Below are 12954 nucleotides of genomic sequence, written 5' to 3'. Positions count from 1 at the left end.
CCGCGCGGGCGGGCGACAGATTCGGTCAACTTTTCAACAAAGTTATCCACACGCGCTGTGGATAGCCGAAAAAGCCCAGCAAAATCCGGCGATTAGCGGCGAATGCTGCGAAGGAACTTTCAGTTGGCGAAGACGCTCTGAGGCGCCCTCGCCCGCCGTGTTCAGTCGAGTTTCAACGAGCCGAAGAACTGGTCGAGCTGTTCCGGCGCAAGCGGCGCGTCGGCGATCACGACCGCCTGGTACGCATGCCTGCCGCGCGCGACGAGCCGCGCCACGATCGTCTTGCGGGCGCGCTCCGGCCCGGCCGCAGCTCCAGCGACGCGCAGCTCGAGCCCGTTCACCGCGCCGCCCGCCGCGAGCGGCACCGGCACCGCGGCCGTCTGCGGCGCACCGTCCAGGTTGCGGGACAGGCCCGCGCGCAGGTAGTCGAGCACCGCGCGCCGGGTGTCGTCGCGGTCGTCGGGCAGCATCACCGTGCCGACCGCGAACACCGCGCCGCCGACGTGCGCGGCCTGCATCCGCATCTTCATCGGCGTGCCGCCGATCGCGACCGCGTGTTCCTCGACGGTCGGCTTCGCGGGCAGGTCGATCGTGTAGCCGGCGTCGCTGTGCAGCGTGCGCCAGTCGAAAGACGGCGAGCACGCGGCCAGCGCGGCGCTCGCGCAGACGACTGCGGCGAACTGCCGCAGCGGACGGAAACGAAGAAAAAGGGGACGCAGCGAATCGGCAAGTTCCTTCGGCATGACGCGGATCGAAGCAGGCAAAGCGTGCATTATGCGTCGAACGGCCATCCGCGGATGCGCGGCGGCCTCCGGTGCGCGCGCCGCATTCGCGCTAAAATGACTGCCGAATTTCGACCGCGCTGTCCTGCGCCGTCGACCGACTCCGAGAGCCCCGCAGATGAACTCCACGCCTCCCACCCAGGGCCGCCGCGCCAGCCCGATGCGCTACGTCGCGGCCGTCGTCGTCGTGGCCGCGATCGCCGTGGCCGGCTTTTTCGCGTTCAACGGCAAGTCCAGCGCGCCGGACGCCACCTTCACGCTGCTGTCGGGCCAGAAGATCTCGACCGCGTCCGACCTGAAGGGCAAGGTCTACCTCGTCAACTTCTGGGCGACGAGCTGCGCGACCTGCATGCAGGAAATGCCGCAGATGGTCGAGACCTACAACCGCTTCAAGGGACAGGGCCTGGAATTCGTCGCGGTCGCGATGAACTACGATCCGCCGATGTACGTCGCGAACTACGCGCAGACGCGCCAGCTGCCGTTCAAGGTCGCGCTCGACGACGGCAGCGCCGCGAAGCAGTTCGGCAACGTGCAGCTGACGCCGACGACCTTCGTCGTCGACAAGGACGGCAAGATCCTGAAGCGCTATGTCGGCGCGCCGCAGTTCGCGGAACTCGACGCGCTGCTCAAGAAGGCGCTCGGCAACGCCGCCTGAGCGCCCGCCCACCCGCCCGATACCGGCCGACAGGCGCGCAATGCGCGCGTCGCCCCGCAAGCAAGGCCACAACACGGACCGCATGACCGGACAGCACCGGTTCCGCGGTCCGTTTCGTTTCAGCGGTCTGCATCGCCTTTCGCCGACAGCCCGTAGCGCTTCATCTTCTCGTAGAGCGTCGCCTTGCCGACATGCAGCCGGTCGGCGGTCGCCGCGACCGCGCCGCCCGTCTGGTTCAGCGCCTCGGCGATCACCGCGCGCTCGAATTCCTCGATCCGCTCCTTCAGCGTCTGCTCGTTCGCGTCGTCGCCGCCCGCCGCGCCCGCGTCCTGCGGCATGTCCGCGACGCCGAGCACGAACCGGTCGGCCGCGTTGCGCAGCTCGCGCACGTTGCCGGGCCAGTCGCGCTGCATCAGGCTCGCGCGCTGCCGGTCGGTGAGCACCGGCGCCGGGCGGTCGTAGCGCACGGCCGCATCGAGCATGAAGTGCTCGAACAGCGGCACGATGTCCTCGCGGCGCTCGGCGAGCGGCGGCAGCGCGATCGTCACGACGTTGAGCCGGTACAGCAGGTCGCGCCGGAACGTGCCGGCCGCGACCAGCTCGCTCATGTCGCCCTTCGCGGCCGCGACGACCCGGCAGTTCACGCGGATCGGCTGGTTCGAGCCGAGCCGCTCGAGCACGCCGTCCTGCAGCACGCGCAACAGCTTCACCTGCAGCGCGAGCGGCATGCTTTCGATCTCGTCGAGGAACAGCGTGCCGCCGGACGCGTATTCGAGCTTGCCGACCCGGCGCTTCGCCGCGCCCGTGAACGCGCCGGGCTCGTAGCCGAACATCTCCGATTCGAACATCGGCTCGGGCAGCGCGCCGCAGTTCACCGCGATGAACGGCTTGTCGCGGCGCGGCGACAGCTCGTGCAGGCTGCGCGCGATCAGCTCCTTGCCGGCGCCGGTGTCGCCGTTGATGAGGACCGACGCATCGGTCGGCGCGACGTTCGCGATCAGCTTGCGCACCTGCTCGATCGCCGGGCTGCGGCCGATGATGCGCGGCGCGACGACGCTCTGCCCGGCCAGCTCGCGGCGCAGCGCGTGGTTCTCGAGCACCAGCTCGCGCCGCTCCAGCGCACGCCGCACGGTCTCGATCAGCCGCTCGGCGGCGAACGGCTTCTCGATGAAGTCGTACGCGCCGTCGCGCATCGCCTGCACCGCCATCGAGATGTCGCCGTGGCCGGTGACGAGGATCACCGGCACGTCGGGCACGCGCTCGCGGCATTGCGCGAGCAGGTCGAGCCCGCTCGCGCCGGGCAGGCGGATGTCGCTGACGATCACGCCGGCGGCGTCGGCGACGATCGCCTTCTCGGCGGCCTCGGCCGACTCGAAGCCGGTCACGTCGAAACCTGCGAGCTGGAGGCTCTGCACGCTCGCGCGGCGCACGAGCGCGTCGTCTTCGATATAGATCACTTGCAGCCGGTTGGCCATCGTACTCACTTGCTCCTGATGGGCGGGCGCGGGTCGGTTCACGCCGATTGCCGGTCGATTCGGCGCGCGGGGGGCAGCTAGCGCGCGCCCGTCCGCTCGGACACGGAGTCCGGATGATGCGTGCGGGCCCGCCGCAACGTCAAGACGAACAGCGCGCCGCCGCCCGGCGCGTTGCGGGCGGTCAGCGAGCCGCCCGCGTCGCTCGCGATCGACGACGAGATCGCGAGCCCGAGGCCGAGCCCGCGCCCCATTTCCTTGGTCGTGAAGAACGGCTCGAACAGGCGCGGCAGCAGGTCGGGGGCAATGCCCGGGCCGTTGTCGCGCACCTGGATCGCGAGCGTCGCGGCCGACGCCTCGATCGTCACGTCGATCCGGGGGGCGGCCAGCCGTGGGGCGGCCCCCGCCGCGACCGCGTCGAGCGCGTTGCCGAGCAGGTTGATCAGCACCTGTTCGAGACGCAGGTCCTCGCAGCGCGCGACGAGTTCCGGATGGTCGTTCGCGAGATCGAGCGGCGCGTCCCGCGCGGGCGACGCCGCGTCATCCCGCAACGTCAGCACCAGCTCGACGCCGCGCAGCCGTTCGCCGAGCAGCGCGAGCACGCTGCGCAGCGCGCGCACGACGAGCGCCTGCTCGTTGCGCGGCCGCGCGCGGCCGACGAACAGCTTCAGCTGGTTGGTGATCTTGCCCATCCGCTCGGTGAGCGCGGCGATCGCCTCGAGGTTCTCGCGCGCGGCCGCCTGCTCGCCGCGGTCGAGCAGTACGCGCGTGTTGTCGGAAAAGCTGCGCAGCGCGGCGAGCGGCTGGTTCAGCTCGTGCGTGATGCCCGCCGCCATCTGGCCGAGCGCGGCGAGCTTGCTCGCCTGGATCAGCTCGTCGTGCGCGGCGCGCAGGTCCTGTTCGGCGCGAATCCGCTCGCCGACCTCCTTCTGCAGCTGCGCGTTCGCTTCCGACAGGTCGGCCGTGCGCTCCTCGACGCGCCGGTTCAGCTCCGCATACGCCTGCTGCAGCAGCTCGCGGCCGCGGATCATCTCGCGCACGCGCGCGCGGCGCATCCGCCAGTAGAACGCGAGCAGCGCGACCGATACGAAGCCGAAGCCGGTGACGATCGTCGCGTTGCGCGCGTCGGCGTCGACCGGCGCGATCGGCGCGAGCGTGACGAGCAGCCAGTCCGGCTCGCCGATGCGGCGCTGCGTCGCGAGATAGCGCGGCGCGCGGCGGCCCGGCCCGAGCCGCACGATCTGCGCATCGGGATCGAGCACTTGCTCGACCCTGAGCGGCAACGGCGTGACCGGCTGCTGCGCGTACTGGCGGGTCTCGAAAATCGACGCGGCGACGGGCCCCGCCAGCGGCTTGAGCGTGTGGTATTTCCACGCGGGCACCGACGACAGGAACACGACGCCGTGATCGTCCGCGACGACGAGCGGCTCGGACGCGTCGGCGCCCTGGAACCATTCGAGGTTGAGCTTCACGACGACGACGCCGACGATCCGGCCGTCGCGCCACACGGGCTGCGAGATGTAGTAGCCGGGGTCGCGCGAGATCGTGCCGATGCCGAAGAAGCGGCCGACCCGGCCGTTCATCGCGTCGATGAAATACGGGCGGAAACGGTATTCGATCCCGATGAAGCTGTCGGGCGCGCGCCAGTTGCTGGCGGCGACGCACAGGCCGTCCGCGCCGACGAGATAGGTGACGGTCGCGTGCGCGTGCTGGTTGAGGTCTTCGAGGTAGCGGTTCGCGCGCGCGGCGTAGTCGGCGCGCTTCGGCTCGGCGAGCAGCTCCTGCACGTACGGGTGGCTGCCGAGCAGGTACGGCAGCGATTCGTAGCGATCGAGGGTGCTCTTCAGCGCATTGGTCGTGCGGTCGACGCGCACCGCGGCATTGCGCTGCAGTTCGCCGACCCCGCGCTGCCAGGTCACGGTCCACGTCAGCGCGCACGCCGCGGCGAGCACGGCGGCGAGCGCGACGAGGACGAGCAGGCGGCGCTTCACGGTGACGGCTTCCTGGCGATGCGGATCGTCTATTGTGTCATAGCCGTCCGCCTCCGCCCTGCCGCCCGCTCGCGGCGCGCCGCCCGCGGGCAGCGCCGCCTGCTCCTTCATGGCGTCAGACGCCGGCCGTCTCGGTGGCGGCGACTTCGCCGCCGCCCTTCAGCGCCTGGCGCAGCTTGTTGCGGTCGAGCTCCTTCTCCCACGCGGACACGACGACCGTCGCGACGCCGTTGCCGACGATGTTGGTCAGCGCGCGGCACTCGCTCATGAAGCGGTCGATGCCGAGGATCAGCACCATGCCCGACAGCGGAATGGTCGGCACGACGGCGAGCGTCGCGGCCAGCGTGATGAAGCCCGCGCCGGTGACGCCGCTCGCGCCCTTCGAGGTCAGCATCGCGACCGCGAGCAGCGTGAACTGCTGCATCCACGTGAGCTCGATGTTGGTCGCCTGCGCGATGAACAGCACGGCCATCGTCATGTAGATGTTGGTGCCGTCGAGGTTGAACGAATAGCCGGTCGGCACGACGAGGCCGACGACCGAGCGCGAGCAGCCGGCCTTCTCGAGCTTTTCCATCAGCTGCGGCAGCGCGGCTTCCGACGAGCTCGTGCCGAGCACGATCAGCAGCTCTTCCTTGATGTAGCCGACGAAGCGGATGATCGAGAAGCCGGTGATGCGCGCGATCGTGCCGAGCACGACGAGCACGAACACGACCGACGTCAGGTAGAACGTGCCGATCAGCTTGAGCAGCGGCACCAGCGAGCCGACGCCGTACTTGCCGATCGTGAACGCCATCGCGCCGAACGCACCGATCGGCGCGAGCTTCGTGACGATGTGCACGATGCCGAACAGCACGCGCGTGATCCCGTCGATGAAGTCGGTGACGACCTTGCCGCGCTCGCCGAGGTGCGCGAGCACGCTGCCGAACAGCAGCGCGATCAGCAGGATCTGCAGGATCTCGCCCTGCGCGAACGCGTCGACCATCGTGTTCGGGATGATGTGCATCAGGAAGTCGACCGTCGACTGCCCGTGCGCCTTCGCCGCGTACGACGCGACTTCCTTGCCGTTCAGCGTGGCCGGATCGATGTTGAAGCCGACGCCCGGGCGCAGGATGTGCGTCGCCGCGAGGCCGAGCACCAGCGCGAAGGTCGACACGACCTCGAAGTACAGCAGCGCCTTGCCGCCGACGCGCCCGACCTTCTTCATGTCCTCCATGCCGGCGATGCCGGTCACGACCGTACAGAAGATGATCGGCCCGATCACCATCTTGATCAGCTTGATGAAGCCGTCGCCGAGCGGTTTCATCTCGGTGGCGAGCGACGGGTAGTAGTGGCCGAGGATCACGCCGACGACGATGGCGAAGATCACCTGCACATAGAGCACTTTGTAGAACGGTTTCTTCTTCACGATGATTCCTGATGAAGGGTAGATGAGCCGGGAAGCGGCGTCACGCGCGCGGGCGAATGGCCAGGGGAAGTCATGCGCCCGCGCGGCTGCCGTGCCGCAACAAGCGATGCCTCAGGACATCCGGAGGGGGAGGAGGAAGGCGTCGGTCATCGGTTGTCTCCTTGCTTGCTGTAGTAGTTCGGCCGAGGGTGGCCGTGCCTTTTATATTGCAAGGTCGATGCCAGCCGCACGAAAGCATTCAAGCCGTTGTTTTCGTTGAACTTCCCACAATGCGGCAGGCAAGTAAATCCGGGTTTCCGGAAATCCGGAATAAATCCGTCCGGCGATCCGGACGGATTCATCGTTTCATCAGATGAATCAATGCCGCACGGCCTGCCCGGCCAGCACACCGGTCTGCGCGTAGAACTCCTGCCGCGCGAACGCGGCGCGCTCGCGGCGCGACTCCCCTTGCGAGAGACTTACTTACCCACGACCGAGCAACCTCTGGCGTCCCAAACCAGCCTGCCAAGATGATCGTTTCCCACACGCGCTATCCACATAGGTCCCAGGGAGGCACCGCATCCACGCGCATCCCGCGTGGTGAATAGAAAGTCCTGTGTCCGTCGACTCACCACCAGTCTTGCCCTGATTTAAGACACCAAAGAGTCGAGACAGGTTGAGCGCTTCGTGGCCTTCGAACTGCTGGTTACCCATGAGGAGCCTGGCCGGCACTTAAGGGGACTTGCGATAGACCCCGGTAAAGCTGACGTTGTTTCCCCCACAGTTGCTGTTGTCCACCACTACCAGCAGATCGCCGAGCAGGCGCGCAGTGACCTTGCCGCTGTATTCGTTTCCGTATGTGCCCGAGTTTTCGCTAACCTCTAAACGATTGCCCTCCGGGGCATTGCGGGCCGTGACGCTTCCGAGGTTGGGACCACTGGGACGCATCTGAGGATCCGGACTGGCGCTAGGCTAATAGGCGTCACCGTTCATGGTCAGGGTGCCATCGCCGTTGGGGATCAGGTTAAGAACGGGGTCAGGCTAACTTCCTGATCGGCCATCACGGCGGAAGAAAATCTGACTGACCCCGTTCTTGTCCGTTCTTCGTCAACTATCGCGTGGTGTCGGGCCTCCGCCGAGGAACCAGCTTGATCCCCTGGATAAAGTTCACAAGTGATGTCATCGCTCTCCCATGCAAAAGAGCAGCAGACAGAGAAGTGCTTCCACACAAGACCACTTGTTGGTTGGTCACGCAGAAGCCCACGCTGCTTTGCGACGGTGTTTCTTCTGAAATCGCCATCAACACATACCCCTGCGTGGTCCCGTTCTTTACATTCTGGATAACCAGCTTGGGATCCTTCTGTTGGACAGCCCTCTTCGATAACGACCAAGTGCCTTCCTGCGAAGATTTAACGATATTTTCGTTAGTCCCCATAGCACTATCCAGATCTTCGTTATTGTCACTTTCGCAGCCGAGCATAAGCGATACAGTGACAATCGGCCAAATATCGGATAGCTGAGTCACATACGTTGCATATTCATCCCTAGCGTAGTGAAGGTGATACTCCATCGTGTCTGGTTCATTGTCGACGGCAAAACTACAGCGCCCTACGCTATGGATCTCACTTTGCCCATGAGAGCCGGACGGCAATATCTGCGAACCCTTCGACAACGTTCCAGTCGAGTAGGCTGGTACAGATACGCTCATGGCGGCAATTGCCGCAAGAAGCATCTTCATGAGTGCCTCCTCCGAAAGGCCTGCGGATACAGTTCGTTTGTGCCATCCGACTGTGGAAACTGAACACCATTCGCCAGTACCACTAGTGCATTCGCATAGGAAGTGCACCGATCTACGTATCCGTTATATGTTCTACCCGGGATGTCGACAAATCTAGGATAGTTGATGGAGGCCCCTACTTTACGGAAGCTCTCATTGAAGTAGTACACCTTTTCTCCAGCATTGGTTCGCACAACCCCTCTCTGCAAAGGGAGCGTTTCATCGGCATATCGTGATGCCCCCATCCAAGACCAATACGCCCCAGCACTCTGGGTCGCGTCGTCAGGATTCGTTGCGACTGCATCGCGCAACGCGATCACGTTTTCCGGCATTCGGATATTGGCGTCGGTCAAGTGCGCGTTGTCGCGCGTTCTCTGTACTTCACCGACCGCCGATCGCAGGCGTAATTTAAGCCCATCATCAATCTGCCGGCCTCTGAACGCCCAATATTCAATGTAATTTTCAGGCCAAGTGAGTTGCAGGAATCCTCTGCCGTCCCAAGGAGAATACCGCTCCGATCGATTCATCTCATGTGGCTTCTGCAACCACCAAGTTTCTTGAGTTGCGTTTGCATAAAATGCAGCTATTCTTTCGGGAGTATCTACCGCATATTTTCTATGCATCAGATTCAAGCAGATGCGATATGTTGCGATATTCATCTCAGCACTAAGTCCGCTTTGGCGGTTGCGAACCGTCATACTGGGAGGTTCGAAAAAGTAGGAAGCACCCTGTTGCCGAATGATATCCATCGGCAGTAGCTGACGCATCTCACTGTCGCTCAGCCAACTACATTTGCAGAATGACAGAATGAACCTCATCGGATGAAAGTGATAATGCTCTTTCTCCAGTGCCAGCCCTTTCTCCACCGCATCCTCCCAAAACGCCAAGGCCTGATGATGGCGCTTGAGCCTTTCATACGGTGCGTTCTCCAGACACATCGGAAACACGATGTTGGCGACAGGGTTCTCTCCTTCGACGCCTTGCAGCCAACTCCAGCGCTTGTCGAAGTCGTCGCGCGCCCACTCGGTGGGCATCTTGACCACGCAGTAGCTCAAGCGATCGCGCATTTCGCCGGTCTGCGCCTTGGCGTAGGCCCGTATCAGTCGGTTGCGGTATTGAGTCACGGCATCGATGACGGTGGCGGCGCCGTGCGCTACCTCGGCCAGTGGGCTGGGTAGACCGGGAGCCGCGTGAGGCGTGGGTGGCATCGGCTCGATCAGGTCGAGCAGCTGCTTCGAGTCGCACCGGCTGTTGCCATCGGTGTCGTCGTCGATAAAGGTCCAACCTTGCCAATGAGGAAAATCGGCGTCGCTGTAGACCTTGACACCCGCGCAGTTGAGATCAGCGAAGGCGGCCGTGTTTGCGTCGATGGCGATCTTGCGGAAATGCGGTAGGCGTCCCTCATGCAGGTCCGTGGCGGCCGGCACGTCAGGCCCGAGGATACGACCGAAGCGCAGCATCTCGTAGCCGGCGCTGGGGCATCCAGGGTAAGTGTCAGTCGCGGTCTTGTAGAGGTTGTATGCGCCCTCAGCTTCTTTGAAGCTACCCCGCCGCTCGCCGCTGACGTCGCTCGTGATCAGCGTGATGTCGCCGCGCAATTCGTTCAGTGTGACGATGACCGTTTCTTGGGTGCGGCTGACGGGCAGTACCGTCCACTGCGCCCACACCTCGGCGGTCAGGCCATCGGGCGGCGTCGCGGCCGCTGCCCCGTAGACCGCGGGTATGCGGATGGTGCGCTGCGCGTCGGTCGGCAGGGCAGGCGCCTTCTTGCCGCGTTGTGGAGCTGATGCCATCGCTGCTTGGTAGGCGCCGGTTACCCTCGGCCACCAATCGCCGGCGTCCGTGGTCTTCTTGCCGTTGAGCGCAAGGATGCGCTCCGGCGTGGTGTGGAAGCGCTGCGCGACGCTCTCGAGCGTATCGTTGGCGGCGCCTGCAGTGGAACTAAAGGCACGCACAACATATTTCCTGGTTTCCGTACGTGGGTTGACCGCGTACAGGGGGGCGCCGGCGGGCAGCACGATGTGCATGTCGCCCCAGACGCAATTGCGCCGCCCTTCGTCGTCCTTCAGCTTGCCTTCGCTGCGCCCCATCAGCTTTGCCACGTTCGCTTCGTCTGCGACGATTTCGAAGTGGATGCGGTTAGGCTTGCCGTAGATGTCGCCGGCCTGGCCGATGGGGTCCTTGCGATACACCTTGTTGCCCGGCTTCCACGCCTCCTGCGTGCCTGTTTTGTTCGCCACGGTGCTCAGGTGCTGATAAATCGAGTAGAAAACTACCTCGACGCCCTCGCCGATTTCGGTCTGATGCTTGAGGATGACGACACCGTTGCTGGTCCAGCCGGCGTAGTAGTACAGGGGGTTGGCATCGCGTTCTGCCCCGCTTGGCGTTTGCGTCGGCTTGGGTGCGCTGGCGCGAGCGAACACGACTTCGCCATCGGCGATGGCACGTACCGGCTCTGGATTCGCGTCGCCGGGCGCGACCAGATGCACACCGCCGTGCCAGCCGAACTGGTGGCTGACGGGGAAGGCACCTTTGCCGCTCTTTTCCCCCAGACCGAATGTCCCGTCGTTCCGGTCGTCGTCGGTCCGCGGTTGAGGCACGCGCAAGAAAGGAAAGCTGATGAGCATGGGTGGGTTCCTGGGGGTTACTCGGAGAGCGGCAAGTCGGTCGGATCGGTGGGCGCGCCAGGCAGCGGGTTGCCGTCGATGCCGAAGCGATTGCCACGACCGGCCCCGCCGCCCGCCAGTGGGCCCTTGAACCGAATCACCACGGCGTCGAGAGTGATGCCGCTATCGTCCAGCGTGATCGTGCCGCCCGGGCCGCGCAGGCGAAATACTTCGCCGGCTTGCAGCTCGACGACCTTGGTGCGTTGCCGAATGGCCTGTCCCGCCTCCAACTCGGCACGCCCCTGCACGCGCTGTTCCAGATGCCCGCCAATATCGACCGTGTGGTTGGCCGCCGTCGTATCGCGACGATGGTTGCCGACTTCCTCGGTGCGGTCTTTGGCCGTGTGGATCGTGTGGTTGCGGCCGATGCTCAGGAAGTCGTCCTGCCCGATGTCGTGGCGCCGATCCTGACCGATGGTGACCTGCTCGTCGTGGCCCACGGTCTCTTTGCGGTCGTTGCCGATGGCGAGGGTTTCGTCGTGCTCGACCTGCTCGCTGCGATCGTTTCCGACAAAGGTGGTCTCGTCGTGGTTGACGTGGATGTTCTGATCTTTCTGCGCATGGACGTAGATTTCCTCCTGATCCGCCTCGTCCTCGAAGCGCAGTTCGTTGTGGCCCTCACCTTTGTGCGTCTGGCTTTTGATCGTCATCCGCGTCTTGTGCCGCGGCAGCTCGTACGGCGGCAACTGCAGGCGGTTGTAAACCCGCCCGATGACGATCGGCTGGTCCGGATCGCCATCCAGGTTGCTCACGATCACTTCCTGCCCGATGCGCGGGATCGCCATATGCCCCCACGTCGCACCGGCCCAGTTCTGCGCGACGCGAATCCAGCACGAGCTGTGCTCGTCGTGCTTGCCCTCGCGATCCCATGGGAACTGCACCTTTACCCGGCCGTATTCGTCGGTGTAGATCTCTTCGCCTTCGGGGCCGACCACGGTCGCCGGCTGCGGGCCGTCGATGCGTGGGCGCGGCAGCGGCTCGGCGCGCCACTCCGCGTCGTCGGGCACCAGCACCGCTTCGTAGCGGTAGTGCGTGCCTTGCTGCGCGTCGGCGCTCTCCTCCGCCTGGCTGGTGTATTGCTTGCCGTGATGGACGATGCTGACCGGACGCCAGCCGCGATTCATGTCCTCGCGCGGGTGACCGGTGAGGTCGAACGCGATGCCCGGCTGCAGGCGCGCATCGTCGCCGTTCACCAGCGCAATGCGCGCATCGCGACGGTGGCCACGCAGGCGGTCCTGTGTAAAAGCCTTGCCGCTGGCTTCATGCTTGTAGCGGCCCGGGTAGTCGTAGCGCGCGTAGCCGCGGCCTTGGTGATCGAGGTCCGTGCCCTCGCGCGGGTATTCGTGCGGAAAGCGTGGGCTCTTGAAGGTGTAGTCGCGCTGCACCTGGCGTGCAGTGCGTACGTTCTCGGTGTAGGCGAACGTGCGCAGACTCGGCTCGGGCTGATCGCCGCCGGGCGTGGGGTTGTACCGCACCGGCTCGCCCTGCTGGCGACCGAAGATGAACAGGCGATCGCAGTGAATCAGGCGGTGGCCGTCGGCCTTGTGCGGAAGGCATAGAAGAAGCCCTCCTCGCGCAGGATGCGCTCGATGAAATCGTAGTCGGTGTCACCCGCCTGCACGCAGTATTCGCGCGCCAAGTGCTCGGCGGTGATGCGCTGTTCGTAGTCCAGCGTCTGATTGTGTGCCTTGAGCATGGCCGTCGCGATCTCGGGCACGCTCAGGGTCTGGAAGATGCGCCAGTCGGAGGACAGCTTTAGGCGCGCGAGGCGCGGCTCAACCACGGCGGAATAGCGGGTCCTTCGAAACCCCGTCTCGCCTTGGGCGAGCGATGAAATGGCGCCGTGCACGTAGCGCACCGGCAGCCCGCCCTGCCAGATGGTGAGCAGGCCATTGCGGTCGAGCACCTGGCCGAAGTCGATGGCAGGGTTGGCGCTGGTCAGTTCCACCTGCAACAGGAAGGTCTCGGACAAGCCTTCGTGCAGGGTGAACTCGACGACCTCGAACGACTCGTCGCCGGCGGTGAAGGTAAAGCGCAGATCGGATTGGATAGCCATGGTTAAGCTGTTCGCTGAACGCCCAGCAGCAACGATTGACTATTGCAAGACCCACGTCTATTGGACGAATTCGAAAGTAGAGGTTCTTCGGGACTCGGCTCTCCGGATTTGTGAGTGGCCTTCGTCCTATTCGCGACCAGACCAGACATGATTCGGCCAACCTCTGTCGCA

Annotated in this window: 8 protein-coding genes and 1 pseudogene; 1 reads left to right on the top strand and 8 read right to left on the bottom strand. The window is 64.8% G+C overall.

Annotated elements, in window-relative coordinates; genetic code table 11:
* Positions 1 to 161: 161 nt before the first annotated feature.
* Positions 162 to 743 carry a hypothetical protein gene (locus HWX31_RS12620; RefSeq protein ID WP_174965408.1) on the bottom strand — a complete coding sequence of 194 codons (582 nt, stop codon included), beginning with the start codon at positions 741 to 743 and terminating at the stop codon, positions 162 to 164.
* 157 nt (positions 744 to 900) lie between these two features.
* Between HWX31_RS12620 and HWX31_RS12615 the strand changes: the two genes are divergently transcribed.
* Positions 901 to 1437: a TlpA disulfide reductase family protein gene (locus HWX31_RS12615; RefSeq protein ID WP_045567123.1), complete on the top strand. Its 537-nt coding sequence runs from the start codon at positions 901 to 903 to the stop codon at positions 1435 to 1437.
* 119 nt (positions 1438 to 1556) lie between these two features.
* Here the strand turns inward: HWX31_RS12615 and HWX31_RS12610 are convergent, their stop codons facing one another.
* The 7 genes and pseudogenes from HWX31_RS12610 to HWX31_RS12580 all read right to left on the bottom strand — a co-directional run bounded on the left by HWX31_RS12610 (position 1557) and on the right by HWX31_RS12580 (position 12783).
* Positions 1557 to 2912: a sigma-54-dependent transcriptional regulator gene (locus HWX31_RS12610; protein WP_174965433.1), complete on the bottom strand. Its 1356-nt coding sequence runs from the start codon at positions 2910 to 2912 to the stop codon at positions 1557 to 1559.
* A gap of 77 nt (positions 2913 to 2989) precedes the next feature.
* A complete protein-coding gene (locus HWX31_RS12605) occupies positions 2990 to 5011 on the bottom strand; it encodes a sensor histidine kinase (protein ID WP_174965409.1) in 2022 nt (673 codons plus the stop codon).
* A gap of 4 nt (positions 5012 to 5015) precedes the next feature.
* The gene (locus HWX31_RS12600; protein WP_174965410.1) at positions 5016 to 6305 is read right to left on the bottom strand and encodes a dicarboxylate/amino acid:cation symporter; all 1290 of its coding nucleotides are present in this window, start codon (positions 6303 to 6305) and stop codon (positions 5016 to 5018) included.
* Positions 6306 to 7016: 711 nt separating this feature from the next.
* Entirely contained in the window at positions 7017 to 7232 is a 216-nt protein-coding gene (locus tag HWX31_RS12595; RefSeq protein ID WP_174965411.1) for a hypothetical protein, read from the bottom strand.
* Between the two features lie 163 nt (positions 7233 to 7395).
* Positions 7396 to 8022: a hypothetical protein gene (locus tag HWX31_RS12590; protein ID WP_174965412.1), complete on the bottom strand. Its 627-nt coding sequence runs from the start codon at positions 8020 to 8022 to the stop codon at positions 7396 to 7398.
* Positions 8019 to 10688, bottom strand: a complete 2670-nt coding sequence (locus HWX31_RS12585) for a LysM peptidoglycan-binding domain-containing protein (RefSeq protein ID WP_174965413.1) — start codon at positions 10686 to 10688, stop codon at positions 8019 to 8021. Before HWX31_RS12585 ends, HWX31_RS12590 begins: the two co-directional genes overlap by 4 nt.
* A gap of 17 nt (positions 10689 to 10705) precedes the next feature.
* Positions 10706 to 12783, bottom strand: a pseudogene (locus tag HWX31_RS12580) (type VI secretion system Vgr family protein).
* Positions 12784 to 12954 lie beyond the last annotated feature (171 nt).

The sequence above is a fragment of the Burkholderia ubonensis genome, from assembly GCF_902833085.1.
Lineage (GTDB): Bacteria > Pseudomonadota > Gammaproteobacteria > Burkholderiales > Burkholderiaceae > Burkholderia > Burkholderia ubonensis.
This window is presented reverse-complemented; position numbering and strand designations above follow the sequence as displayed.